Origin of the sequence: Chitinophaga deserti (genome assembly GCF_003149455.1) — a bacterium.
In the GTDB taxonomy this organism is placed as follows: domain Bacteria; phylum Bacteroidota; class Bacteroidia; order Chitinophagales; family Chitinophagaceae; genus Chitinophaga; species Chitinophaga deserti.
This window is the reverse complement of the sequence record NZ_QFFK01000008.1, coordinates 290,746-316,385: the sequence shown is the minus strand read 5'-3', so window position 1 is coordinate 316,385 and position 25,640 is coordinate 290,746. Positions and strand designations below refer to the sequence as shown.

The following is a 25,640-nucleotide window of genomic DNA, read 5'->3' as shown; positions in this document are numbered from 1 at the left end:
AAGTGAAAAAAATAACCGCTCCAGGAGTGAAGCGGTCTCTACACTCCATCTGAATGACTTTTCGCCATCAAACCCGTTTCCGGGCGGGATCGCAATCAGCCGTAATGAATACAATTGCATTCATTATAGTATAAAAATAGTCTATTTTTGGATATAATAAAATGTTTATACACTAATTGATTGCAGATTATCTGTTAACTTGACGCGGGAAACACTTAAAATTGAATTACAGTTTAATCAAGCAACTGATCGATCTGGCGGAGGAATACGAGCAATCGGCGGGAAAAGGCACAGGTGATATCAAGGATTTTGTGCGCTGGCTGCGGGAAGGCGATGCCCCGGAAACGGTCAGGACCACGGATCACTACAGCGACGACCATATTCCGGGTCTGATCAGCAAATTGCTGGTGTATATGCACCGGTATGCTAAACTGTATTTCAAACGCGCCCTCGCCAACAGGCCTATTCAGTCGCTCGACGAATTCGGATATATGGTTTCCCTCCTGCAATACGGCCCGATGAATAAAACCGGCCTTATCCATCAGAATATACAGGAAAAGCCTACCGGCATGGAAATCATCAACCGGCTCATCAAACTTGGCTTTATTGAAGAAACGCCTGACCCTGGTGATAAGCGCAGCAAACTCATCCAGGTCAGCGAAAAGGGCCAGATGATGATGGGCGAATTGTTTGGCGATATGGATAAAATCTCCAAACTCATCCTGGGCGATCTCCTGCCCAGTGAACAATACCGCCTCCTCGAAATGCTGGAACGCCTGCATTGTTACCATAAGCCCATCTTCCGCGACGACCTGCAGCAGCTCGACGATCTGCTGGATAAAAATTCCCACGGCCTCGCCTGATACAATATTCCGCATCAGGAAATTCCTATCTTGTAGCCTCAACCATTTCCCTTACCGGATGAATAGAGGGCTATTCTTGTCGATTGTATTGTTGTTGTCTGGCTGGTTGTCCGCAAACGGGCAGCAAAGCTTTTATGTACTGGAAGACAGCTCCCGGCTCCTCTCACCTGCCGCTATACTGGAAGCCTTCGAAAATGGCCGGTTTAAGCCGTTGCAGCCCTCTTATCTCAATCCCGGCTATACCACCTCCGATTACTGGATCGCTGTTACCGCACCGGATATTTCTTTTGCGGAAAACATGCTGCTGATTACCGATAACCCGCACATCAACAGGCTGGAATGGTATGCGGCAGGGCATCATGCCATGCAACTCTTGTCTGTTACCGGCGACTACTACCCCTTCCGGCAGCGCCCGGTGCGAGATCCTTCGTTTATCTTCCGCTTCAGCAACGGCCCGGGCCTTTACCTCCTTAAGATCGAGAAACATCATGAATCCCTGCAGGCACCGTTAAGACTGATCGACAGGCAATCGTATTACGAAGAGAAGGAAAGATCCACCCTCATCAACGGCATCTTAACCGGCATCGTTTTACTCATCATATTGTTCGGTGTATTCCTGTACGCCAATACTTTGGATGCCGTGTATGGCTGGTATGCCTTATATGTGCTCAGCACCCTTTGCTGGATATGGGCCAACAGCGGACTGGGATATCAATACATCTGGCCCGACTCTGTTTACTTCCCCAGCAGATCGCGCCCCATCTTCGTCCTGTTCAACTTCATCTTTACCGTACAGTTCCTCAAAGTATTTACCGGCCTCTGCCAGCCAGGCAGCAGGCTGCGGCAGCCATTATTGTTCGTACAGGGCGTATGGATGGCTATGTTATTGGTAGTACTTTGGCCCATACATTACCAGCGCTACGCCATAGCCACTATGTACCTGCTGAAAGCTCTCCCTTTCTTTTCGCTTGCAGCACTGAGTATGCTTGGGGCGGGTGTGTTGTATAAGGTGGTGAAAGGCAACCGTCCGTCGATGGTATACCTCGCGGCAGTTTCAGTACTCATGTTTTTTGTGGTGGCGGAAAACCTGTATCATCTTGGCACCGTTCAGCTGCCTTCCTATTTCGCGCATTATGGTCTGTTCACAGGCATTGTACTCGAGATGATCATCATCACATTCGGGCTTGCCGCGCGCTTTTCTCATTACAGGAAAGAAAAGGAAACTATTCTGAAGGCCATGCACGAACAGCAGAAAAAGCTGACGGATACAATTGTAACCGTGGAGGAGAACGAAAGAAAGGTACTGGCAGACCGGTTACATGATGAAATAGGATCACTCCTCGCACTCGCATCGCTCCAGCTGGATGCAGTACAGGGAAATGCGCCAACAGGCGCACCTGCCGCCGCACGCGCAGGCAATCTCATCCGGGAGATCAGTGAAACCGTACGTACCATCAGCCATCAGCTCACTCCAGTTGCCATGGAGAAATACGGACTGGTCAAAGCTGTCACCGATCTTACCGGCATCGCCAATGCTTCGGGAAAGATTCATATTGAGCTGGTGATTATCGGCTTCGAAAAAGAAGCTGCTTTCCCCCGCAATTTCCGCAACATACTTTACCGCATCATACAGGAACTGCTGCAGAACGTTCTCCGCCACGCAGAAGCAGGGCATGTACTCATCCAGCTCATAGAGCACGATGATCATTGCACGCTGCTGGTGGAAGACGATGGCAAAGGCATCCCCGGCGACCTGCCCGATCCCCAGCTGCTGCGCAGCATCCGCTCGAAAGTAGATTACCTGGAAGGCATGATGCAGATTGAACATCAAACAACCACCGGCGCACTGGTCAATATAGAATTACCGCTGCCGAAAATGAACTGAACCTATGTCTGACCTGAGACTTTTAATAGCCGACGATCACCAGCTCCTGATAGACGGAATGCTTGCCCTGCTGCGAGAAGCAGGAGGCTACACCCTGCTGGAACCTGTGAACGACGGGCGCGCCCTGCTCGAAAAGCTGTCCACTACACCGGTAGACATCATCCTGCTGGATCTCAACATGCCGCATCTCGACGGTATCCGTGCATTGGAAATGATCCGCCGGCAATACGCCAAAGTGCGCATCCTCGTACTTACCAATTACAACCAGCCGCAACTCGTGGCAGAAGTACGCCGGCTCGGCGCTAACGGATATATGCTTAAAAGTGCATCTGCAGGAGAATTGCAGAAAGTGATACGCCACATTGCCGATGGGGGCAGCTGGTTCGAAGAACCCACAACCGATGAAATAGCCCTCCCGTCCTATTTCCTCGACGAGTTCATGCGTAAGTATCATCTCACAAAAAGAGAAGTGGAGATCATCCGGATGGTAGGCAGCGAGCTTACCAGTAAGGAAATAGGATCGAAGTTGTCTATCAGCGAGTTTACCGTTAACACTCACCGTAAAAACATCATGCGCAAGCTGGAAGTCCGCAATATTGCGGGCATCCTCAACTTCGCTCGAACACACGGATTACTGTAACCGACTTACGATTTCCATACAGGCGCGACTGTTATGACAGGGGCCTTTCCTGAAGCCCGCTTTTTCTTCCCCGATAGGATCAAGATTCCTGTCTACCCCCCACCGCCATTCTCCCAGTTGCTGATCGAGGATATGCTGGTCAATAAAGCTCCAGGTTTCACCTGCCCTGATGAGGTACTTTTCATCGCCGCTGATCTGCCAGGCGTTTACCAGTGCCACCAACGCTTCGGCCTGAGGCCACCAGCGTTTTTCTTCTACCAGTTGTTTTGTTTCCGTATCAGCAGCATACCACACCCCTCCATCGGCATCCATGCCTTCCAGTGCCGCGTCGGTGAGGCGGATGGCAGCTTCGCGGCACCTGGTGGTAAGGGCTTCGTCTTCCAGCGCTTCTGCGGCACGGAGCAGTTGCCAGGATGCCTGGAAATCGTGCCCGTAAGAAACTTTGTTCCCGTCGGGCTTCCATTCATTATCGAACATCAGGCGAAGGTGGCCTGTTTCAGGATCAATAATTTTATCGAGGAAGAGCGTGGTAAGGTCCTGCAGGTGATGGCGCAGGGAATCGTCGGGCCAAACGCCGTAAAGTGCGGTGAACCCTTCGAGTATATGCAGCTGGATGTAAGCCGATTTCTCATCAGGATTTTCCGGCTCCCAGTTACGTGCGCAGCCGCCATTGTATCCCCCGCGGACGGGGTCGTGGGTATAAAGCTGGAGCAGGCTGTAAATGCCTTTGGCGATGTTTAAAGTTTCGGTGGAAGGGCTTACCTGTTGCCATGTGGCCAGTGCATATAATGCCAGGCCCATGGCATGCGGCTCTTTTCGGGGGTTCTGACAACGACCGGCATAATCCGTATCCCATACCACGCCGCCAAATTCGGGATCAATGCAATGGTCGCGGAACCAGTTATAGGCACGCCCGGCAGCAGCCAGCCATTCCGCCCGGCCGGTTTGAAGGGCACCGGCAGAAAAGCTTTGCAGAATGCGCGACATAAGTACCGAGCCTTTCAGCGCAAAAGGGTCTGGCTGGCCATCGGCGGCCATTTTACCGTAAAATCCGCCGAAGCGGTGATCCGTCATTTCCTGGTCCCAGAAGGTGAGGATATTGTCTCTTTCCCGTTCAATTGATTGCCTGAGGGTTGTTTGCATACTTTCCATATCGTATTAGTGACCGGGCGGTTGCAACCTGGTGGCGGCGAGGCGGCGGCCTGTTTCCAGCTCACGGATGAAAGGCAGCCCGTTTTGCAGGTAGAGCCGTTCGCTTTGATCCAGGTAGTTGTCGAGCTGAAAAAACATCGCCGCGCGGCTGGCTCCCAACAGTTTTACCATCCGCCGGTGATAGCGGGTTTGCAGATCCACAAATTCACGGTCGTTTTTAAGAATACTTTTCGTTAGGTTGTGCAGAACGGGTTCGTCCAGCATCTGGAACTTCTCGTTATACTCCCGGAGCAATACCCCGCGCATTTGAGCGATAGGCATTTTCTCCTGTGCATATTCGTAGAAAGTTTCCAGGAAAACGGGCTGTTCACCACGGCCTACGCGGAGTATTTCGGTAAATACCGCTTCGCGCGTGCGGCCAAACAGCCGGAGTACCACATCTTCCGAAAAAGGCACCTCGGCCTGCGCAGTGTCCTGCGCAAAAAGGGAAACACTGCTTATCAGCGTACCCAGTAACGTCATCATCAGTTTGCTCATACCAAAGGTTTTGAGCGGTGGATGGTCCATCGCCATGTAACTAAAATGGGATCAGGGACTGTTTAATGATGGAGGGGTATAATTTCATCCATACGCAACTGAATATTTGACGGGCCAACGATATTAACATAACAACCAAAAGGTGCCTGTTGTTGTAATGAGTGAATTTCTGAAGGAAAAGAGGATATCTAAGTTTCCTTCCCTTTTTTGGACAAAAGTCAAGGAAAGTGCGGATTGAATGAATAGTATTTTGAAAAGCAGGAAGAAGTGGGAAAATCCTCCAAAACACGCGCCAATACTAATATTCACTATTTTTGCAGTTGTTTTAAAAAGAACAAATTATGCGGAAAGGATTTATTATCAGCGCCGTCATCGCACTTGCCGGCACCTTCCTCCTCGGCTGGTACGCCAGCGCCTGGTGGTACGTGCTCACGGCTATGACGGCCGGATTGACAGCCATGGGAATCAACGACATGATGCAGACGAGACATTCCATTATGCGGACCTACCCTGTTGTTGGGCGGATGCGCTACTGGATGGAAGCCCTCCGCCCCAAAATGTACCAGTACTTCGTAGAGTCTGACATCGACGGGCGCCCCGTTAACCGGATCGACCGTTCCACTATTTACCAGCGTGCCAAGAAAGAAACAGACACCATGCCTTTCGGTACGCAGCTCGATGTATATGAAGAAGGCTATGAATGGATGAGCCACTCCATAGCCCCCAAAGATTTTCATAAACTGAATCACGACCCGCGCGTAATGATCGGGAATAAGGATTGCAAACAGCCCTATTCCGCCAGTATCTTCAACGTATCGGCCATGAGCTTCGGCTCCCTCAGCAGCAACGCTATTGAAGCCCTCAATGCAGGTGCTAAAATCGGCAACTTCGCCCATAACACCGGCGAAGGCGGTATCAGCCCATATCACCTGAAACATGAAGGCGATATCATCTGGCAGATCGGTACCGGTTATTTCGGTTGCCGCGACGATGAAGGGAAGTTCTCCGACGAAGTGTTCAAACAGAACGCCCTGAAGCCCCAGATCAAAATGATAGAGCTGAAGCTGAGCCAGGGCGCCAAGCCCGGCCATGGTGGTATCCTCCCGGCTAAGAAGAACACCCCGGAGATCGCCGCCATCCGTCACGTACAGCCCGGCACTACTATTTATTCCCCGCCTTATCACACGGCTTTCAACAGCCCGAAAGAACTGGTGCTTTTCATTCACCGTATGCGCGAACTCTCCGGCGGCAAGCCCGTTGGCTTCAAACTCTGCATCGGCCGTAAAAGCGAATTCATAGGTATATGTAAAGCCATGATAGAGCTGGATATCTACCCCGACTTCATTACCGTTGACGGTGGCGAAGGCGGAACCGGTGCCGCTCCTCAGGAATTCAGCAACCACGTGGGTGCTCCCCTACTCGATGGACTGGCATTCGTACACAACATGCTCAATGGCTTCAACATCCGCCAGCATGTGAAAGTGATTGCTTCCGGTAAGATCCTATCCGGTTTCCATCTGGTACGTGCTGTGGCCCTCGGGGCAGATTCCTGCAACAGCGCCCGCGCCATGATGATGGCTATTGGATGTATTCAGGCACTCCAGTGCAACTCCAACAAGTGCCCCACCGGTGTAGCCACACAAGACCCCGCACTTACCGTGGGCCTCGTGGTAGCCGATAAGAAACAGCGAGTAGCCAATTATCATGACAACACGGTTAAAACCTTCGTGGAACTCATGGGTGCCGCCGGTATCGATGATTACAAGAAGCTGACGCGCTCCCATATCTACCGCCGGGTATTTATGAATGAAGTGCGCACCTTTGAAGATATCTTCCCCAGTCTGGAACCGAGCTGTATGCGCGAAAACCGCATCCCGGAAAAATATAAGCAAGACTTCGAACAGGCGTTCGCAGACCGCTGGATGTAACATCCCACATCCATTTCCCAAAGGGGGCACTTCTGTTGAAGTGCCCCCTTTGTAATTTCCATGCTTCCCCGAACGCTTCATTGAGATGATCGCAGCATAATACCAGCCTCCCTTTCAACTCCCGCTTAAACACCTGCCATCCTCCATCGATCCTCCATCCATCCTCCACCCAAACACCTTCAAACCCGCTCCAATGCTGAGCACTGATGGAGGATCGATGGAGGATCGATGGAGGATGGCAGTAGGTTTTGCAAATCGTTCTGCATGAAGCAGTAAATAAAGAAAAACGCATATTTAATTGAATTTCAGCACTTAAAGAGGCCATCAATCGTTTTCTAAAAGTTCCCGGCGAAACTTGAGGAGCTGGTAATGCTGGAATTTTAAGAATTAGAAGAGGTGATCCGGAGGTTTGTGCTGTAATGATGCTAATAAGTACCTCAACCCACCGCATTTTCACCCTTTCCCACCATCCTGCCATCAATTACGGGCATCCTTTTCAACCCAATTTTTCGTATATTCATTGAGAATCAACCAAATCACACTGCAGCGCACATAATTCAAAAAAATAATATATTTATATCCCAACATTCGCATACAAGCATGAAAGTGAACGACCGATTTATTTGGGCAGTTGAAATGCTGCATATTAACCCGGACGACCATATCCTCGAGATCGGTTGCGGCCATGGTATTGCCGTTTCTCTTATTGCCCCAAGGCTAAAAACAGGATCTATCACCGCGATAGACAGTTCCCGCGCTATGATCGACAAGGCACAGCGTAAAAATGAAGGAGTTGAGGCTGATTTCATTCATCAAACCTTCTGCGACACCAGCCTCGAGCAGCAGTTCGACAAGATTTTCGCCTTTAACGTGAACATCTTCCTCAATGATGCCTGCCGGGAATTATCCCTTATCCGGAACTACCTGGCGCCGCTGGGGGCGCTGTACGTATTCCATCAGCCGCCACCTACAGACAGTATGGAAACGGCCAAAGGATTTGCGGACCGTATTTCCGCACAACTGGAAAGCGGGGGCTATGTAATCCGGGATGTATTGTTTAAAAAACTGGCTCCGGCGCCCTGCGTGTGTATCATATCGCAACCATCGCCCGCACCGTGATGGAATTTGCCTACCTTTGTGCCGCATGAAATTCGAACAATACCGTATATCGGAAGAGCTGAAGCGTAGCCTGGAGGAACTGGGCTTCAAAAGGCCGACAGACATTCAATATAAAGCCATCCCCTCCATTCTGAAGGGCGATGACGTACTGGCCATCGCACAAACCGGCACCGGTAAAACTGCCGCCTTCGCCATTCCCATCATCCAACTCATGCAGCAGCGCCACCGTTCTAAACGAACCCGTGGCGAAGTGAAATGCCTCGTTATGGTACCTACCCGCGAACTGGCCATTCAGATCGCGGATGTGTTTAAGCAGCTGGGCAAATACACCCCAGTTGATATCCTCGGCCTCGTTGGCGGGGTAGACCAGGATGCACAAATCAAGAAACTGAATAAGGGAGTAGATATTCTGATCGCCACTCCCGGCCGCATGTTTGACCTGCGCGCCCAGGGCCACCTCGATCTCTCCCATGTACAAACCCTCATCCTCGATGAGGCCGATCACATGCTCGATCTTGGTTTTATCCGTGATATCCGCGATGTTATCAAACACATCCACCACAATCACCAGACGCTTTTCTTCTCTGCAACTATCGACGAACATATTAAAGACCTCGCCTATTCCGTGGTCCGCAATCCTATCCGTATCCAGATATCGCCTGATGATCCCGTTTCCAAGAACGTGAGCCATGCCGTGGCCTGGGTGGATATGGACGATAAACGCTTTTTCCTCGAACGCCTCGTGCGCGAGTTCCCCGATAAAAAGATCCTCGTATTCGTACGCACCAAAGTGCGCGCAGAGCGCGTAGTGGCCGCCATGGAAAGGGTGGAAATCAAAAGTCTTTCCATGCACGGCGGTAAAGAGCAGGACGACCGCCTGAATGTGATGAACGAGTTCCGCAAGGGCGATATCAAACTGCTGATCACCACCGATGTAAACGCCCGAGGGATCGATATTCCCAATGTGGATTACGTGGTGAACTACGACCTTCCGGAAGACCCCGAAAGCTATGTGCACCGCATTGGCCGTACTGGCCGCGGTACGCAGAAAGGCCAGGCCATCAGCTTCTGCAGCAAGGAAGAAAAGCCGCTGCTCGATGCCATACAGGAATACATCGGCAAGCCTGTTAGCCAGATGACTATCTCCAAATCCGATTACGAAGCCACCATCCAGTTCTCAGAGGAAGTACCCAACGAAAACGTGCAGCTGCTTATCGAGCAGCACGAAGCCCAGATGAAGGCTGCAAAAAAGAAGAAGAAAAAGAAGTAATTGCTTATTTTGGAAGCCGATCTACTCTTTTAACTGTATGAAAAAACTTTGGATCGGCCTCCTGGCCTGCGTTGCACTTTCCGCTTCCGCACCCGCCCCCGGCGATGGTGAATGGACCTCCCTGTTCAATGGTAAGAACCTGAAAAACTGGATCGTGAAGATCCATCATCACCCCGTTGGGAAAAACTTCGGTAATACTTTCCGGGTGAAGGATGGCATGATACAGGTGCGGTACGATCAGTACGGCGATTTCAATGAGCAATACGGCCACCTTTACTATAAAACACCCTTTTCCCACTACCACCTCCAGATGGAGTACCGCTTCGTAGACCCATGGGAAAAAACCGCGCCTTCCTATACCATCCTCAACAGTGGTGTCATGTTCCATTCACAGGACCCTCGCACCATGCCGGTGGAACAGGACTGGCCCATATCCGTGGAAATGCAGTTCCTGGCAGGCCTGGGCGACGGGCAGCCGCGCCCTACAGGCAATATGTGCTCTCCCGGTACCAACATCGTGTACCAGGGCAAGTTCAACACCCAGCATTGCATTAATTCCAGCTCCAAAACCTATGAGAAAGGGGAATGGGTGAAAGCAGAACTCATCGTTTACGGCGACTCCCTCATCCAGCATATCATTAACGGTGATACGGTGCTCCAATACAGCAAGCCTTCTATTGGTGGCGGCGTAGCTAACCGGTATGATCCTGCACAGAAGATCGACGGCAAGGCACTTACCTCAGGGCACATAGCACTGCAGAGCGAAGGCCAGCCCATTGATTTCCGGAACATCCGCATCCGTAAGCTGCCGGGCAACAAGTAATTTTTCAGGTATTAGTACGCTTGGGGTACACCCGGGCTTCATGTAGTTTAGTACTGAAGATGTACTCCCGTATATCTCCGGTATGAATGGCAGTTTTTTGCCATTACATACCGCCTTTCCTCCGAAAACCGCCGGATATGCAATCGCGTGCCATTTGCTGCGGTATTTGGAACCACTTTGGTATTTTAAGCCCCGTCAATTCATATCCCTAATCCAATCCCCACATGAAAAAGCTCTTATTCCCCGCTATTGCCGCATTAATGCTGGCCGCCTGTTCCAAAGAAGGTCCTGCAGGGCCTGCCGGACCACAGGGCCAGCAGGGAAATCCCGGCGCCCAGGGTACACCTGGCGCACAGGGCCCGCAAGGAACACCCGGTACTCCCGGCACCAACGGCAACGCCAACGTCATCGTCAAAACGTTTTCTTCCACAGCCTACACCTGGAATAAGGAAACGATACTGGGCATCAATTACCGCACGATCCAGGTGCCTGTTCCTGAAATCACGGCAGACATTATAAACACCGGTATGGTACTCGTATATGTAGCTGCCAACACGGATTCCTGGACGCCCCTGCCGCTTACCCTCGGTACTGATCCAAAACTGCTTTTCGTCTCCTTTGGCAACAGCGTGGGGATGCTTCGTATCCGTACCCGGTATTCTGATAATACCGACACCGGTGTCATTGGCATCAACTGCAAACTGGTTATTGTTCAGGGCAACAGCTTCCGGCGTGCTGCACCACCGTCCTGGAGCGAACTGCAACGGACATACGGACTTACCAACTAAGCAAAAAAATAGCCGGCAATGATTTGCCGGCTCTTCTTTCCTTACCCAATATCATGGGTATATGTCCATTCTATTATACTAATTGTTGCTGTGCTGCGGGCACCTGCTGTGCAGCGAAGAACTTCGCCACATCATCCCAGGTATCGTAGCGATTGTAATCCTCATAACCCGAGTTGTGGGGAGCGGAGAATAACATGCGCTCTCCATCGAAATAGCGCAGGTTCTTATCGTAGTCGTCGATCATATAATCGGCTTTAACGATGGTTTTAAGGCCGCAGAACACAATGTTCTTCCAGCTGATGAAGGGAAAATGCTCCTTCAGCCAGTCTATCTTCTCTACAAGCGATTGCGGGAATTCCACGGCAGCAGAAACGATGAATACTTCATAGTTCTCCATCAGCTCCAGGATCACCCGCTGGCTGCCTTCCATTACCGGGGCGGTGCGGAAAAAACCCGGGGTATGCAGGAAATGATGCACGATCCCTTCCTGCGGGAAGCCTGTGGTTTCCGGCAGGCCTTTCAGCTGCTCCTTAGTTACCCGCTCGCCTGTGCGCTCAAAGTACCAGTCGCAATAATGCTGATTCAGATCTGCCATCACCCCGTCCATATCGATTGCTATACGTTTCTTTGCCATATTCTGCTATTTAATGCAAAGTTATGCAACATTTCGGAATAATAAAATCTGAATATTGCTATTTATCGCATAAATTTGCAAGAAACCGCAGGAATATGTTAAAAGAAGAAAGGCTGGATTATATCCTGAAGAAGCTCAAAGCCGACCAGAAAGTGCTCCAGACAGAGCTAAGTACGGATCTGCAGGTGTCGGAAGACACGGTTCGCCGCGACCTGGAATCCCTGGCGCAGAGCGGACTGCTGATAAAAGTGCGTGGCGGGGCCATCCCCCACTCACCCAACCCCTATTCTTTCAAGGAGCGCAGTCTTTTACATACCGACGATAAGATGAATATGGCCCGAAAGGCCCTGGATATGCTGCACGACGGGCAAACGGTAATCCTGGATGGTGGCACCTCCACCCTTTCCATCGTGAAGATATTCCCGCCCAGCCTGAAGATAACTGTAATCACCAACAGCGTTCCCATTGCTTCCTTACTGATAGAACACCCCAAAACCGAAGTGATCTTTACCGGCGGGAGGGTTAATAAAGATGCACAGACCGCAGGCGGGCAGGACACTATGCGTATGCTGCGCCGTGTGCGGGCAGACCTCTGTTTCATGGGCATCTGCAGCCTGCACCCTATTTTAGGCGTAACGGGCCTGGATCTGGAAGAATCAGAAGTAAAAACGACGATGGTGGAATCTGCCAACCGCATTGTAGCATTGGCTACCAGCGATAAAATGGGCACGGCAGAACCGTTTAAGGTTTGCGACATTACCGATATCGATACGATTATTACCGACAATCCTGAACTGGAAATGCTGGAAGCTTACCGCCAGCTGGGAATCAGGGTGGTGTAGTGGTGGTGGTAGCAGCCTGTTTTTCAGGGATCAGGCCTTTCGATTCCAGCTCTACCTGTTCCACCCAAACTGCATAATCATTGGGGTAAATGCGTTCCCCTTTCTTTTGCACGTATTGCCTTGTGAATTCCGCTCCGAAGTACAGGATGGCGGCAGAATAATATACCCATACCAATAACACTACCAGCGAGCCTGCTGCGCCATATGTGGTGCCAATACTGCTGGAGCCGAGATACATTCCGATCAGGCTCTTACCTAACATAAACAGTACCGCGGTAACCATAGCCCCCACCCACACATGCCGCCACTTCACTTTGGCATCGGGCAATACTTTGAAGATAATAGCAAATAATGCCGTAATCACCGTGAAAGTAAACACGAGGTTCACAACATATATGATCACCACCGTAACGTCAGGGAAAAGGGCTGTAAGACGGTCCATTAATACCTCAATAAGCCCGTGCAGTACCAGCGATACCACCAGCACAAAACCTAAACTGGCTACAAGTGAGAAGGAAAGCAACCGGGTGAGGAGAATTTTCAACAGTCCTTTCCCTTTCCTTGGCTTTGCTTTCAGCCGCCAGATGAGGTTGATGGAGTCCTGTATTTCCGTGAACACACCTGTGGCACCAATAATCAGGGTCAGGAAACCGATGATGGTAGACCATCCGATGTCAGGAGAGAGGTAGGATTTGGCCACCACATCCTGTATCTGTACGGCGGCCGAAGCCCCCACCAGGTCGCGCAACTGGGCGTAGAGATTGCCTTCCAGCGCTTCGCGCCCCAGGAATATATCACTGAAAAACAGGATAATGATGAGCATGGGGGCAATGGAAAAGATGGTGGAATATGCAAGGGAGGCGCTAAGCTTCAGCACTTTATCTTCCATAAAATCATTGCCTGCACACTTCAGCAATTGCCATCCATGACGGATAATGAACGGTATCTCCATACCACCCTTAACACAAAAAGAAGGCCATGTGTTAAAAAAAGGCCGTCCCCCGGAAGAGGGACGGCGTTGTGTGAATGATCGTTTATATCAACAATAAACAAGGCGTGGTTAATTCCCCTGCCCGAAAGCCGGACTGTTCTTATCGAACCACAGGCGTTGAGCCGCCAGCGTGGTGGCCGTACGGTCGTTAGGCGTAAAGCCCTGCTCCTGCTGTGCCTTCAGCCAGTTGGCATTGTTGGTGCCAAGCGCAGGCTCTTCCAGCGGATAACGCCGCGGAATAGGCTCGTTCCAGGCATTGCGGGGGTAGTAGGTGGAATTGTTCCTTGGATATCCCGTCCGGCGGCAGAAGGTAAACGCTTCGTTGGCCAGGCGGTAGAAGTTCAGATATTGCTGGATATAAATCCTTTCAAGTTTGTTGACGCCATTGAATTTCACATTGGCATGATTCAGATATGCCTGCACCTGTGCATCACCATTACCGGTAAGGCCGGTAGTGCTGGCTGCAGCCACAGCAATGGTGTTCATGGTACGCAGCGATGATTCCACTCCGCGTTTGTACCAGTCTTCGGCAGTGCCTTTCGTATCAAAACCGGCACCATATCCTTTCTGTACCATCTCTGCGATGTAGAAACATACTTCTGCACGGGTCACCATATAATCCAGCAGCTCGCCTGTAGCATTACCGCCATAGCGGGGTGCGAAGAACTTCTTATTGATGAAACCAATGAGGCGCCATTTGTTATTAGCACTTACATCGAAAGTGGATTTGTACCAGGTGGCTTTTACCGGGTCGGTAGTCCAGTCTGCCGGACCGCCCTGCCAGCGTACCAGCGGATCATTTACGTCGATGAATGCTGGAAGGGTTTTACCGTATTTGGTAAGGGTATCCTTGAAAGAACCTACCAGGTCGTTGGGTGTGAAATAAATCGGCAACCGCGGATCGTTGGTGGATTTCATGAAATTGATGATAGACGAAGTGCCGAAACGCGGACTGCGGTAATCAATATCATTGCCAATGGGGTTCCACTGCGGGCGTGTATATACAAACTGCGATTCATCGGTATCGATAGGACCGGCAGCACTTTCCATTACTTCCCGGAATACCCTTTTTGTCACATTTACATCGGCCCGTTCGTACCGAACTGCTATTCGCAATTTCAGTGTATTGGCCAGCTTAGACCAGTGCAGCCAGTTGTTCTTGTAGTAAATATCCGATTGCCCGAACAGAATCTGGTTACCGGCCGGCATTGCCAGTGAATCGAGGGCTTTAGACAGCTCGTTCAGCCAGGTATCATACAATTGCTGCTGTGAATCGTACACAGGTCTGATTTCCCCGGTAGTACGTGCCTGCATGGCCTGCGTGTAAGGCATGGAGCCATTCATGTCCGTAGTTTTCAATGCCTGCACAATACCAAGAACGTAAGTAGCTGCACGGATATTACGGTAACGGTCCCTGTCGGGCAAACCGCTGGTGTACCTGCGGATCTCCACGAGGTTGGGAAGTACGTTGTTATACAGTACGCGGTAGCGGCTGTTGATGTTATTCGACAACTCATAAGGATCTGTGGTGAGGTGCTGTGAAAACCGCAGCAATTGCTCCAGGTTTTCCCAAACCCATTCAGCACCCTGATAATTCTCCAGGCTTTCGGCCGAATAGGCAAACAGCGCACCTACGTCTGGTGTAGACACCACGCTGGGATCGGTATTCGTTTCCGCGAAGTCCTTCTTACAGGAGGCGGAAAAGAGCGCGGCGGCTGATATGATGGAAAGGATCGTTAACTTTTTCATGTGATGCGTTTAATGGGTGAACAACTAGAATCCGGCGCGGATGGTGAACACAAATGAGCGCGTCATTGGCGGCACAAAACCTTCTTCCTTATTCACACTCGTTCTGTTGGAATTATTGGCGGCCGGGTTGAAATTGTTTGGCAGCGTATTATGCAGGTATCCCAGATCGCGGCCCAGCAGACTCACCTGCAGATTATTCAGGTGAAGCTTTGCAGCCACAGAAGCAGGCAGTGTATAATTCAATGCCACCTGCCGCAATGCAATCCAGGAGTTTTCAACTACCCAGTAATCGCCCACCGCAGTGGAGAAGGAACCATAACGGTAACTGAACTGCGGAAGATGCGTAGGTTCTACATAGCCTTTCTCATAAGCTTCGCGGAAGGTCATACCAGACACATCTACGGAAGAACCATCGGGCTGCTCAATGCGCTGTCCGTTATCAAACACGCCTTCCGGAAGGATGCCGTCGTCGTAAGTACCCAGGTCATTAGGGTACTTGCTGGTCCAGGAGATACCGCCATGAGAAGCATCGCGGCCCTGCAGAGACGATTTGAAGATACCGGTGTGCGTACCATAACGCATGGAGTGCATCACCATATCGCCGCCAAACTTGGCATCGAATAGTACGTTCAGCGAAATATTCTTATACCGGAATGTATTATCGAAGCTGGAACGGAAATCGGGGTTGATATCCCCTACATCCATCCATTCATTGCTGCGCTGAGGGAATGCTGCTCTTGCATCGGAGCGCCAGGCCAGTACTGTCTTACCATTATTGGGATGGTCAATCGGTTTGCCGCTGGCATCAAATGCCTGGTAGCTTTTGGAATGAATCCTTGTACGGATCACACCGTATGCTCCTCCAACTTTAGCGTAAGGGATCTGGTCGTTACCGCCAAGGCCTTCCGCGTCGAGCGGATAGTATTCCCGGTCGCCATACAGCTCTATGATCTTGTTACGGTTCCTTGTGAAGGTGAGCGTTGTATTCCAGTTAAAGCTGTTTGATTGAATGGGGGTTGCCGTCAGCGCCACTTCTATCCCGCGGTTCTGGATATTACCGGCGTTGATAAGCTGGCTGTTCACGCCAGACTCAGCAGCTGCCGGGATGAGGATACCCTGGTTGAAGGTATTATCCTTATACACGGTTACATCAAAGCCCAGTCTGTCTTTCAGGAAGCGCACATCCAACCCCGCTTCTATGGCGCGTTTACGCAGGGGCTTGATGTTCTTATCCACGGTATAAGACTGACCTTCTGCATTCAGGATATAGGCCAGCATGGGGTTATTACCGCCATTTGCCTGCGAGAATCCTCTCAGCTGGAAGCCGGGGTTGATCAGGAAAGGATCAAGGTCTCCACCCAGCCAGGCCACGTTACCACGCAGTTTACCGAACGATATGAAAGAGGGCAGTTTAAACGATTCGGAGAATATCCACGAAAGGCTCACCGCCGGATAGTTGTAGAAGTTGTTACCCGTTCCGTCGGAATAGGTAAGTGCAGATGACCAGTCGCCACGCCAGGTGGTTTGCAGATACAATTGCTCTTTCCAGGCAAGGTCGGCACTGGCGTAGATAGAATTGATCGTTTTACGGTTGCGGATACCGCCGTTTGCGATGGGCAGGCGTTTTGAGTTGCCGAGGAAATAGTTGTCGGGGAAGATGAGGCCGCCATCGGTTTCCGAGTAGTTATAGGTAGTGAAGTAACGTTGTGTTTCACCGCCTACATAACCGTTCAGGGAAAGATCTTTCGTCAGCTGTTTGGTAACGATGCCCATCCACTTCATGAACCATGCGCGCTTCTGTGAATGGCCGAGGCCATATTTACCGCCGTTCAGGTTATCATCGCCCTTGAATTCATAACCCTGTCCCAGCTCTTTCGTTTCATTCTTGATGGCGATGTTGCTGAAGTTCCCTTCCAGCTGCAAACGCAGCCAGTTGGTAAGGGTAGCGTTGATAGTAAGGCGCCCGCGGAACATCTGTTCATCCTGCAGATAATCGTTCTCGAAGATGCGGAACCAGTAGTCGGCCCCGGGAACGAAATTAGTTTCGTTGGGATCGTATACTTTAGGCACCCCGCCCAGTGTACTGGTGTACTTGCTGCGCTGCATCCAGTATTTGGTATCGTAGTTACGGGGGAAGATCCAGATGTAGTTATTGAGGCCCAGCTGAGGGGGATTCTCTCCTTTCAGCGAGGTGTAATCCGCGCCGGCATCCAGACTGATAAAACTGGTGAGGTTATGCGTGGCACGCAGCGAGAAGGCATTTTTGTTCATCTTGTTACGGAAGTTGATGCCTTCTGCCTGGTTGCGGGAATAGGATAATCGGAAGCTGGATTTATCCGTTGCCCCGTCTACCGCTACGCTCGTGAGGTAGCCTACGCCTGTCTGGAATGCGTCGAGGTAGTTGTTGGGAACTGCTTTATACTCGGTCCAGGTACCATCGTAATTCTTTACGCGCTGGTTGGCGAATCTGGGTCCCCAGTTTTCCAGTTCGCGGTTCTTCTGCGGGTCTATATATGGTTCGCCTGCGGAGTTGGAAGGGAACACCTTTGTTTGCCAGTTGGTACCGTTGGGATATCCGGGATCGCGGGTATCGGTGAAGAAAGCACCTACAGTACCGCCGCCATATTCATTCTGAAAATCGGGCCCGCGGTAAGGGTCCTGGATGTTGACGGACTGGCTCACGGATACGCCCCATCCTTTTTTGGTACGCCCTTTCTTGGTAGTGATGAGCACTACGCCGTTAATAGCGCGGGTGCCGTAGAGGGCTGCGGCAGCAGAACCTTTCAGGATGGATACGCTTTCGAACTCTTCCATGTTGAGGTTCTTCAGATCGTTCCCGAAATCGCGGCCTTTACCATCGAAGGCGTCGTTATCGAGGATCACCCCGTCGATCACGAAAATAGGCTGGTTATTGACGCTGAGGGTGGAGTTACCACGGAGCAGGATACGCGAGTTGCCGAAGAGGCCGCCCGAACCCTGATCGATATTAATACCGGGTGCTTTACCCTGCAGTGCGTTGATGGGATTTACTTCATTGGTAACAGCGAGGTCGGCCCCTTTTACTTCCGACACGGAATAACCCAGCGAGCGTTTTTCTTTACGCTGTCCGAGAGCGGTTACCACTACTTCGGAAAGCTCCCGTTTGGATTCGAGGAGCGCCACATCATAGGTGCTGCCTGTACCGATGGTTATTTCCTGTGTGGCGAAGCCAATGGCGGTGAATACGAGTACGGCGCCTTCTTCGGCATCGATCTCGAAATAGCCGTCCACATTTGTAACGGTACCTTTGGAGGTACCTTTAACGGTAACGGTAACACCGGGAACGCTGGTGCCGTCGGCCGCTTTTACCCGGCCGGTAATTTTCTTGAATGCGGCATCTTCGGTGAGTACCACCTTCACCCCGTTACGCTGGATGATGATCTGGTTGCCCACTACTTCATACGCCACTTTGTAAGGGGAAAGGAGTGATTGCAGTACGTCGCCCAGACGTGTATCCTGTACGTTAAGGCTGACGAGATTGGACAGTGGAATGGTTTGGGTAGCATAAGCGAATTTGACGGAAGCCGCCTCTTCGATACGCCCGAGCACATTTTTCAATTCCTTGTTGGCTACGGTAAGGGAAATCTTCTTGTCGAGCACGCCCTGTATACCGGTGGCCGCAGCGGAAGCAGTCATCAGGAATATGCACAGGAAAGTGTTCAACAGCGCTACCCGCATCATGAAACGATAGGTGTTCATACGCTTGTTATTTGGTTGATATTAAATGCTATTGCTCTCTGTCTTTCAGTTACGGAGGGGGAGGCTATTGGCAGCCAGGACCGGCGATCCGCACTTCATAGTTCACTATTTCATATGTTGCGCCCAGTACTTTACAGAGCACATCCAGTTTATCGTAGAAAGTGCCTTCTTCTAAAGACACGGTGATTTTACATTTCTCGAACAGCCGCCTGTCGTACCGGAAATCCACACCATACGTGGCAGCCAGCGCATCCACAATGGCGGGAGCGGGCGTTTCGTCGAAGCTAAACCGGGGAGCGGGCAGATTGGGGTTCTCAAGGATCGCTTTATGTATAACAACCGACTTGTCGATCGTGTTGCGTCCGGCATCAAATACTGCCTGTTCATTGGGCAAAAGTATCCATGACCTGCGTTCCCCATCGTGTGAAACAGACACTTTCCCCGTGCGTACCGCTACCGTAATGGTACCCTCCCCGCTGATACGGAAACTGGTTCCCAGCACACGCGTTACCAGTTTACCGGCAAATACCGTGAATGGCCGCTGCGCATCTGGCGCTACTTCGAAGAAGGCAGACCCTTCAAGCCGTACATTTCGGGCATCCGGCCCGGGGAGGCTTTTGTAGTGTACTTTAGCACCCGGACTGAGCGTGATCCGCGATCCGTCTACCATTAATACGGTCTGCAGCCCTTTTCCGTTGTTTACGGCCAGTATTTCACCATTTCCTTCCCGCATAATGGCAGGCATGGCTGCCACAGGGGTTTCCTGCTGCCCTGCCCCTTTTATCCACCACCATCCGGCCCCGGCCAACAGCAGTAGTATGGTAGCGGCAGCCACATAGCGCATAAAATGCATTTTAGGGCGCAATTCAGCCTGCATCTCCTCCCATATCTCCCCAGCCAGCATTTCTGCAGGAACGGCGCCTTCCGCCGCCTGTAAATCCAGCACAATGCGTTTGCAACGGGCAATCAGTGCCGGCCTGTCGGCATGCTCGTGCATCCAGGCTTCCCAGCGGCTGTTGCCAGCCGCATCCGGCCGAAGTACCCACTGTACAAATTCGTCGTTCTGCAATAATGCTTCCAGTTCCGCTTGGGTGTATGACATACGCTACGATGGTCTTTCCAGTATAGGTGACAAAAAATGCCGCCCAATACTCAGTAAAAACAAACTTTCTTTAAAAAATTATCCTTCCCGGTATAAAATGAGGAGCGTGAGGGCACCGGGACCCAGTATTTTACGGAGCTGGTCTACCGCCCTGTGGAGGAGATTGGCGGCCGACTGGTAATTCACCGCCATGATTTCAGCGGCTTCTTCGGTGGACAGGCCCTGGTAGAAGCGCAGATTGACCACTTCCTGCTGGCGGCGGGGTAAACGGTCTACCGCACGGCGGATGAGCTGTCGGCGGATAATTTCGTCTTCATGTTCGAGGATGATGGCTTCGGGGTTAACGGGGTCTGCCTGTTCGGGTAATTCTTCTTTGTATAACAGGCGTACGGCAGCCTTCCGCATGAGTTTATAGCGGAGGGCTTTCAGTAAATAACCCCTTACGGAGCGGACAGACTGTAATTGCGCGCGGGAGCGCCATAGCTCTACGAAAAGATCCTGGACCACATCTTTCACCACTGCTTCTTCTCCACTTACCCGCATGCCGTAAACAATCAGCGGCGGAGCGTGTTCATCATACAATTTCGCAAATGCATCCCGGTCGCCCTTTTTAAAATCCTCCCAGCCCGGATCTGTGGCTGGAGGTAAATTGTCTTGAGACATGCTGTTTTGGCTGCTTTCGTGCAGGTAAGGTATGCATTATTCGTAAAAAATTCACTTTCCGTGAAAGCCCTTCAACCAAACCGCATACCAGTTGGTTATTTCATCATGAAACAGGTAAAACAGATAACGCTGGCAGCACGCCCTTCCGGCCTCCCGGATGCTTCCATTTTCAGGATAGACACTGTTGTGCTGCCCGATGCGAAAGAAGGAGAACTACAGCTGAAAGGCTTGTACTATTCAGTAGACCCTTATATGCGCGGCCGTATGAACGATGCCAAATCGTATGTACCGCCATTCCAGATCGATCAGGCACTTGAAGGAGGTGTAGTAGCGGAAGTAACCACCTCCCGGGCAGCCGATTTCTCCCCGGGTGATATAGTCATCGGCCCTTACTTACCCTGGCGCACTGAAATGACCGTACCAGCAGGTACTGTCAAGAAGATAGACGCCTCCATTGCACCGCCCAGCTATTACCTTGGCGTACTGGGCATGACGGGCCTTACCGCCTACATCGGCCTCATGGACATAGGGAAACCTAAAGCCGGTGAAACGGTAGTAGTTTCCGGCGCCGCTGGTGCCGTAGGCTCCGTGGTGGGACAAATCGCCAGACACCTCGGCTGCCGCGCTGTAGGTATTGCAGGATCAGCCGATAAAGTGAAACTGCTCACAGAAGAATTCGGCTTCGATGCCGCCATAAATTATAACGAACCCGGCCTCGACGACCGCCTTTCCACCGCATGCCCCGATGGCGTGGATATCTATTTCGACAACGTAGGCGGCACCGTGTCAGATGCAGTGATGAAACAACTCAATTTCTTCGCCCGCGTGCCCTTATGCGGACAAATATCCTACTACAACGCTACCGAAGTACCCACCGGCCCCCGCTGGCAGGGATTGATGGTGACGCGCAGCATCCTCATGCAGGGCTTCATCATCCGCAACTACGCTTCCCGCTTCCGTGAAGGCATTGAGTTCCTCGCCCCGCTCGTGAAAGCCGGTAAAATAAAGTCGGAAGAAACCATCGCAGAAGGATTCGAGAAACTACCCGAAGCCCTGCTCGGCCTCTTCTCCGGCAAAAACAAAGGGAAAATGATCGTAAAGGCCTGAGCCTGGTAAGCTATAAACAACAAAGCCGTCTGTAACTGGTACAGACGGCTTTGTTGTTGTATGCAATTCCGTTATTTACGCACGCCAAAGCGGTAAACCGTGGTTTGCTTATATGTTTCGCCCGGGCGCAGAATAGTGCTCGGGAACGATGGCTGATTGGGAGAATCCGGGAAGTGCTGTGTTTCCAGGCACATACCGGCATGCTTGCCGTATACAGCGTTATTACGTGTATTCTTCAATGAACCATCGAGGAAGTTGCCGCTGTAGAACTGAACGCCCGGCTCGGTAGTAGCCACGGTCATAACACGGCCTGAAACAGAATCGTACAGCATACCAAACTCCTGCAGCCCCTCACCTGCTTCGATCACCCAGTTATGGTCGTAACCACCCTGTACCTGGCTGATGCGCTCCCCGATCTTATGGGGCGTGGTGAAATCCATGGGCGTACCGCTCACTGAATCATGACGCCCCACCGGGATGAGCTTATCATCCACCGGTGTATACTGCGGCGCGCGCAGCTGCAGCTCATGCCCCAGGATATCAGGCGCCCCGCCGGCAGAAAGGTTAAAGTAACTGTGATTCGTCAGGTTTACATGGGTAGCCTTGTCTGTGGTAGCTGTATAATCGATCTGAAGGGCATTATCTGCCGTGAGGGTATACACCACTTTCACATCGAGGTTACCGGGGTAGCCTTCTTCACCGTCGGCACTGCGGTATTCGAGCACCAGGCTGCTGTCGCCCGCCTGCGGGGTGGCTTTCCAGATAACCTTATCGAATCCTTTGATACCGCCGTGGAGAGTATTGCCATTGTTATTGGGTGCCAGCTTGTAGGTAACACTGTCCAGCGTAAACTGAGCTTTGGCAATGCGGTTGGCATAACGGCCCACGAGCGTCCCGAAATAGGGGTTGCCGCCCTGCAGGTAACCGCTCAGACTGTCGAACGACAGCACCACGTTTCCGGGAGCGCCGCTCTTGTCGGGCGTAATAATGTCGGTGATCACACCACCGTAGTTCAGGACTTTGACGATCATGCCGTTGGCATTGGTCAGGGTGTACTGGGTCACCTCAGCGCCGCCGGTTTCCCCGTACTTAGCACTGGTGAGTGATACGGCCGGAGCCTTGCCGCCGCCTTCGCCACAGGCGGTAAAAGCCATGATGCCGCCGGTAGACAACGCCATGAGGGTGGATAGCTTTTTCATGCAGAACGTGAAATTTTAAAATTGTAACATGGTTTGATCCTTTAAATATCAGGATTAAATCCCGAAAATTTCAGGCAAACTTTCAGGAATGTTTGATAAATTGTCTGCACGACATTTAAATCGTTACCACGAAAAAACTGATCCGCTTTGAAAATCGCCCAATATGCCAGCAAAAACAGGATGCTGGTGGCAGTAGACTGCATTATTTTTGGATTTGACGGAACAGAGCTTAAGCTGCTGCTCATCAAAAGGGGCTTTGAGCCCGAGAAGGGCCGATGGAGCCTAATGGGCGGACTCATGAAGCGCGACGAAACCATCGACCACGCCGCCTCCCGAGTACTTAAGGAACTCACAGGCCTTGAAAATGTGTATATGGAACAATTGTGCACCTTCGGGGAAGTAGAGCGCGATCCGGTAGACCGTACCCTGTCGGTATTATACAGCAGCCTGATCGATATTAACCGTTACACGCAGCAGATCAACCAGGATTACCATGCCGAATGGTTCCCCCTTAAAAAACTCCCTTCCCTCATCTTCGACCATCGCGATATGGTGACTTTAGCCCAGCAGAAGCTGCGTTACAAAGCCGCCTTCCATCCCATCGTATTCGAATTGCTCCCGGAGAAGTTCACACTGCCCCAGTTGCAGCACCTTTACGAAGGCATTTTCGATACGCTGATGGACAAACGTAACTTCTCCCGGAAGGTACTCTCAACCGGCCTGCTGGTAAAGCAGAAAGACAAAGAAAGAACCTCTTCGAAAAGAGGCGCTTTCTATTACAAACTTGATAAAAGGAAGTATCAGACGAAGTTCAACGCTTTCCTCAATTTCATTCCCAATCCGGACTCCCTCCGTTAGAGCGGATAAAACCGCCAGGAAGTTTTAAAGTCCTTCGACGGTAATTTGTTCAGTAGTATGGCTCTCACCATTTCTACCGGCATGGCGTTTTCACGAATGATAGCATCGTGGAAAGCGCGGATATCCATCTTTCCGCTGTCTACCAACTCCTTCTTCAGCGCTTCGAACTGTAACCCGCCGATCATGTAAGCGATCTGGTAAAGGGGGCCGTAGCCACCGGTAAATGAGCGGCGCACTTCTCCTTCCGCATTGGCACGTTCATGATTCACACGGTCTACGAGGAAGTCGATACACTGCTGCGGCGTCCATTTGTGGGTATGGTAACTGAGTGAGAAGATGATGCGTGCGCAGCGGTGCATGCGCCAGAAGAGCATGCCCACTTTATCTTCCGGCCCGCGGGGGAAGCCCTTATCCCAGAGGAGGCGCTCCCAGTACAATGCCCAGCCTTCTGTCCAGAAAGGGGTATCAAAGCGGCGGTAAGATTTGTAGCGGTCGTTCATAAACTGCTGCAGGCCATGGCCCGCCAACAGCTCGTGGTGCACCACAGCACGGGAATAATGGGGGTTATTTCCGCGGATAGACATCATTTTATCATCGTGCTGCATAGTATTGGTCGGGAATGCAATCAGCAGCTCTTCCCCACCGAGGAAGAACGGGGCTATCAATTGTCTTTCGGGCGACAGCATATTCATTCGCCAGGTTTCTGCTGCCAGCGGAGGCAACGATATCAGGTTGTGCTTTTTCAGGAACGCAACGGATTCATTGTATAATCCCAGCATAGCCTCCGGCTGGTTACCCGGCTCCACGGAGGTACCTTTCACTTTCTCCATGGCAGCTTTCCAGTCGGTACCGAAGCCCATTTCCTTTGTGGCTTTCAGCATCTCCTGTTCGCACCAGGCAAATTCTTTATTCGCGATATCGATCAGCTCTTCGGGGGTGTAGGGGATCATTTCATGCTGCAGCAATACCTGTATGGCTACACGGCCAATGGGCTGGCCGATGATGCCGGAGCCATCGTCTTTCTGAGAGGGTGCTTTCCGTGCAATTTGCTGGAAGGTATTTGCGTAATCGTTCAGCAGGCTGTCGAGGCGCCGGTATGGTGCAGGCATCCACCAGGAGAATTGAGGGTCGAAGCCGGAATAGAAATCATAGGTGCTTTTAATAGCCTGTTGTAATCCCCGGGTGATACCAAGCCCCCTTTGGGCAAAGGCCGGCGCCAGTGTACTGTCTTTCCCCAGCAGGGCTTTCTGCTTTATGACTTCTTTCCCCGCAGCGTTCCATGCTGCGGCGAGCGCACGTGCATCCGGGGTAAGCCCTCTGCGCCTGCGGGCTTCTGCGGCATATAAGGAATCTGCAAAAGGAAAGTATTGCTTTACTGCTTCAGATTCTACCTTCTCACTAGTCAATGCATTCCGCTCCTGCTGCAGGTTGCGGCGGAAGAGAATATAATCCGCGCGGGAGCCGGTGGGCAGCTTGTCCCAGTTCAGCGCACTGAGCCTTTGCATATAATCCGCCTGCAGCTTTTCGAGCCGCTGGCGCCTTTCGGGAGCGTTACGGATAGCATAAAACCGCTGGAGGATACCCCGGTCGGCCTCGTATTGCACCATGATGTTGTTGACTTCGCTCGATTGGGCATAGAGGTCGGTATCGGATTGCTGTGCCGTGGCGGAAGCGGCAACGAACAAGAGGCAGCAGGTAAAGAATTGTTTCATAAAGGGTAGCAGGATTGGAATAAAAAAAAGGCGCTCTCCT

The 25,640-nt window shown here is 51.5% G+C and carries 21 protein-coding genes; 11 read left to right on the top strand and 10 right to left on the bottom strand.

Translation table 11 applies throughout. The features are described 5' to 3' along the window. The first annotated feature begins 221 nt into the window (after positions 1-221). The 3 genes from DEV76_RS19455 (at position 222) to DEV76_RS19445 (ending at position 3,388) form a co-directional block, all read left to right on the top strand. Positions 222-863, top strand: coding sequence for a MarR family winged helix-turn-helix transcriptional regulator (locus tag DEV76_RS19455; RefSeq protein ID WP_109699590.1), 642 nt, complete (start codon positions 222-224; stop codon positions 861-863). A gap of 76 nt (positions 864-939) precedes the next feature. Continuing rightward, positions 940-2,748, top strand: a complete 1,809-nt coding sequence (locus DEV76_RS19450; RefSeq protein ID WP_198652132.1) for a sensor histidine kinase — start codon at positions 940-942, stop codon at positions 2,746-2,748. Positions 2,749-2,752: 4 nt separating this feature from the next. Continuing rightward, on the top strand, positions 2,753-3,388 hold the full coding sequence (locus tag DEV76_RS19445; protein ID WP_109699588.1) for a response regulator: 636 nt from the start codon (positions 2,753-2,755) through the stop codon (positions 3,386-3,388). Here DEV76_RS19445 and DEV76_RS19440 read toward each other — a convergent pair. Further along, positions 3,380-4,531: an AGE family epimerase/isomerase gene (locus DEV76_RS19440; protein WP_157963002.1), complete on the bottom strand. Its 1,152-nt coding sequence runs from the start codon at positions 4,529-4,531 to the stop codon at positions 3,380-3,382. The two genes, DEV76_RS19445 and DEV76_RS19440, sit on opposite strands and share 9 nt — an antisense overlap. 15 nt (positions 4,532-4,546) lie before the next feature. Further along, positions 4,547-5,077: a hypothetical protein gene (locus tag DEV76_RS19435; protein WP_157963001.1), complete on the bottom strand. Its 531-nt coding sequence runs from the start codon at positions 5,075-5,077 to the stop codon at positions 4,547-4,549. 341 nt (positions 5,078-5,418) lie between these two features. Between DEV76_RS19435 and DEV76_RS19430 the strand changes: the two genes are divergently transcribed. The 5 genes from DEV76_RS19430 to DEV76_RS19410 all read left to right on the top strand — a co-directional run bounded on the left by DEV76_RS19430 (position 5,419) and on the right by DEV76_RS19410 (position 11,005). Beyond that, the gene (locus tag DEV76_RS19430; RefSeq protein ID WP_109699585.1) at positions 5,419-7,005 is read left to right on the top strand and encodes an FMN-binding glutamate synthase family protein; all 1,587 of its coding nucleotides are present in this window, start codon (positions 5,419-5,421) and stop codon (positions 7,003-7,005) included. A gap of 600 nt (positions 7,006-7,605) precedes the next feature. Beyond that, a complete protein-coding gene (locus DEV76_RS19425) occupies positions 7,606-8,124 on the top strand; it encodes a class I SAM-dependent methyltransferase (RefSeq protein WP_109699584.1) in 519 nt (172 codons plus the stop codon). A gap of 25 nt (positions 8,125-8,149) precedes the next feature. Next, positions 8,150-9,394 carry a DEAD/DEAH box helicase gene (locus tag DEV76_RS19420; protein ID WP_109699583.1) on the top strand — a complete coding sequence of 415 codons (1,245 nt, stop codon included), beginning with the start codon at positions 8,150-8,152 and terminating at the stop codon, positions 9,392-9,394. Between the two features lie 37 nt (positions 9,395-9,431). Continuing rightward, positions 9,432-10,217, top strand: a complete 786-nt coding sequence (locus tag DEV76_RS19415; protein ID WP_109699582.1) for a 3-keto-disaccharide hydrolase — start codon at positions 9,432-9,434, stop codon at positions 10,215-10,217. Positions 10,218-10,441: 224 nt separating this feature from the next. Continuing rightward, positions 10,442-11,005, top strand: a complete 564-nt coding sequence (locus tag DEV76_RS19410) for a lipoprotein (RefSeq protein WP_109699581.1) — start codon at positions 10,442-10,444, stop codon at positions 11,003-11,005. Between the two features lie 73 nt (positions 11,006-11,078). On the opposite strand, the gene DEV76_RS19405 is transcribed toward DEV76_RS19410, so the two are convergent. Beyond that, positions 11,079-11,639, bottom strand: a complete 561-nt coding sequence (locus DEV76_RS19405) for a 5' nucleotidase, NT5C type (protein WP_109699580.1) — start codon at positions 11,637-11,639, stop codon at positions 11,079-11,081. A gap of 95 nt (positions 11,640-11,734) precedes the next feature. Here DEV76_RS19405 and DEV76_RS19400 point away from each other — a divergent pair, with 95 nt between their 5' ends. Next, positions 11,735-12,481 (top strand): DeoR/GlpR family DNA-binding transcription regulator, encoded by a 747-nt coding sequence (locus DEV76_RS19400; RefSeq protein WP_109699579.1) that lies wholly within the window; start codon positions 11,735-11,737, stop codon positions 12,479-12,481. Here the strand turns inward: DEV76_RS19400 and DEV76_RS19395 are convergent. The 5 genes from DEV76_RS19395 to DEV76_RS19375 all read right to left on the bottom strand — a co-directional run bounded on the left by DEV76_RS19395 (position 12,468) and on the right by DEV76_RS19375 (position 20,724). Continuing rightward, the gene (locus tag DEV76_RS19395; protein ID WP_109699578.1) at positions 12,468-13,433 is read right to left on the bottom strand and encodes a YihY/virulence factor BrkB family protein; all 966 of its coding nucleotides are present in this window, start codon (positions 13,431-13,433) and stop codon (positions 12,468-12,470) included. The two genes, DEV76_RS19400 and DEV76_RS19395, sit on opposite strands and share 14 nt — an antisense overlap. Positions 13,434-13,541: 108 nt before the next feature. After that, the gene (locus DEV76_RS19390) at positions 13,542-15,221 is read right to left on the bottom strand and encodes a SusD/RagB family nutrient-binding outer membrane lipoprotein (protein ID WP_109699577.1); all 1,680 of its coding nucleotides are present in this window, start codon (positions 15,219-15,221) and stop codon (positions 13,542-13,544) included. A gap of 24 nt (positions 15,222-15,245) precedes the next feature. Then, positions 15,246-18,959: a SusC/RagA family TonB-linked outer membrane protein gene (locus DEV76_RS19385; protein WP_198652131.1), complete on the bottom strand. Its 3,714-nt coding sequence runs from the start codon at positions 18,957-18,959 to the stop codon at positions 15,246-15,248. Between the two features lie 64 nt (positions 18,960-19,023). Beyond that, the gene (locus DEV76_RS19380; RefSeq protein WP_109699576.1) at positions 19,024-20,061 is read right to left on the bottom strand and encodes a FecR family protein; all 1,038 of its coding nucleotides are present in this window, start codon (positions 20,059-20,061) and stop codon (positions 19,024-19,026) included. A gap of 78 nt (positions 20,062-20,139) precedes the next feature. Continuing rightward, complete coding sequence (locus DEV76_RS19375) at positions 20,140-20,724, bottom strand: RNA polymerase sigma factor (RefSeq protein ID WP_109699575.1); 585 nt, start codon at positions 20,722-20,724, stop codon at positions 20,140-20,142. A 60-nt stretch (positions 20,725-20,784) separates the two neighbouring features. Between DEV76_RS19375 and DEV76_RS19370 the strand changes: the two genes are divergently transcribed. Continuing rightward, complete coding sequence (locus DEV76_RS19370; RefSeq protein ID WP_198652130.1) at positions 20,785-21,831, top strand: NADP-dependent oxidoreductase; 1,047 nt, start codon at positions 20,785-20,787, stop codon at positions 21,829-21,831. 71 nt (positions 21,832-21,902) lie between these two features. On the opposite strand, the gene DEV76_RS19365 is transcribed toward DEV76_RS19370, so the two are convergent. Beyond that, the gene (locus DEV76_RS19365) at positions 21,903-23,030 is read right to left on the bottom strand and encodes an aldose epimerase family protein (RefSeq protein WP_109699574.1); all 1,128 of its coding nucleotides are present in this window, start codon (positions 23,028-23,030) and stop codon (positions 21,903-21,905) included. A gap of 147 nt (positions 23,031-23,177) precedes the next feature. Between DEV76_RS19365 and DEV76_RS19360 the strand changes: the two genes are divergently transcribed. Then, a complete protein-coding gene (locus DEV76_RS19360) occupies positions 23,178-23,888 on the top strand; it encodes an NUDIX hydrolase (RefSeq protein ID WP_232826993.1) in 711 nt (236 codons plus the stop codon). Here DEV76_RS19360 and DEV76_RS19355 read toward each other — a convergent pair. Next, on the bottom strand, positions 23,885-25,600 hold the full coding sequence (locus DEV76_RS19355; protein WP_198652129.1) for a DUF885 family protein: 1,716 nt from the start codon (positions 25,598-25,600) through the stop codon (positions 23,885-23,887). The two genes, DEV76_RS19360 and DEV76_RS19355, sit on opposite strands and share 4 nt — an antisense overlap. Positions 25,601-25,640 lie beyond the last annotated feature (40 nt).

What these genes read in the sequence shown, in the direction of transcription:
- DEV76_RS19445 (WP_109699588.1), top strand. Translation starts at nt 2,753, where the DNA reads ATGTCTGACCTGAGACTTTTAATAGCCGACGATCACCAGCTCCTGATA.
- DEV76_RS19440 (WP_157963002.1), bottom strand. Translation starts at nt 4,531, where the DNA reads ATGCAAACAACCCTCAGGCAATCAATTGAACGGGAAAGAGACAATATC.
- DEV76_RS19435 (WP_157963001.1), bottom strand. Translation starts at nt 5,077, where the DNA reads ATGAGCAAACTGATGATGACGTTACTGGGTACGCTGATAAGCAGTGTT.
- DEV76_RS19430 (WP_109699585.1), top strand. Translation starts at nt 5,419, where the DNA reads ATGCGGAAAGGATTTATTATCAGCGCCGTCATCGCACTTGCCGGCACC.
- DEV76_RS19425 (WP_109699584.1), top strand. Translation starts at nt 7,606, where the DNA reads ATGAAAGTGAACGACCGATTTATTTGGGCAGTTGAAATGCTGCATATT.
- DEV76_RS19420 (WP_109699583.1), top strand. Translation starts at nt 8,150, where the DNA reads ATGAAATTCGAACAATACCGTATATCGGAAGAGCTGAAGCGTAGCCTG.
- DEV76_RS19415 (WP_109699582.1), top strand. Translation starts at nt 9,432, where the DNA reads ATGAAAAAACTTTGGATCGGCCTCCTGGCCTGCGTTGCACTTTCCGCT.
- DEV76_RS19410 (WP_109699581.1), top strand. Translation starts at nt 10,442, where the DNA reads ATGAAAAAGCTCTTATTCCCCGCTATTGCCGCATTAATGCTGGCCGCC.
- DEV76_RS19405 (WP_109699580.1), bottom strand. Translation starts at nt 11,639, where the DNA reads ATGGCAAAGAAACGTATAGCAATCGATATGGACGGGGTGATGGCAGAT.
- DEV76_RS19400 (WP_109699579.1), top strand. Translation starts at nt 11,735, where the DNA reads ATGTTAAAAGAAGAAAGGCTGGATTATATCCTGAAGAAGCTCAAAGCC.
- DEV76_RS19395 (WP_109699578.1), bottom strand. Translation starts at nt 13,433, where the DNA reads ATGGAGATACCGTTCATTATCCGTCATGGATGGCAATTGCTGAAGTGT.
- DEV76_RS19390 (WP_109699577.1), bottom strand. Translation starts at nt 15,221, where the DNA reads ATGAAAAAGTTAACGATCCTTTCCATCATATCAGCCGCCGCGCTCTTT.
- DEV76_RS19385 (WP_198652131.1), bottom strand. Translation starts at nt 18,959, where the DNA reads ATGAACACCTATCGTTTCATGATGCGGGTAGCGCTGTTGAACACTTTC.
- DEV76_RS19380 (WP_109699576.1), bottom strand. Translation starts at nt 20,061, where the DNA reads ATGTCATACACCCAAGCGGAACTGGAAGCATTATTGCAGAACGACGAA.
- DEV76_RS19375 (WP_109699575.1), bottom strand. Translation starts at nt 20,724, where the DNA reads ATGTCTCAAGACAATTTACCTCCAGCCACAGATCCGGGCTGGGAGGAT.
- DEV76_RS19365 (WP_109699574.1), bottom strand. Translation starts at nt 23,030, where the DNA reads ATGAAAAAGCTATCCACCCTCATGGCGTTGTCTACCGGCGGCATCATG.
- DEV76_RS19355 (WP_198652129.1), bottom strand. Translation starts at nt 25,600, where the DNA reads ATGAAACAATTCTTTACCTGCTGCCTCTTGTTCGTTGCCGCTTCCGCC.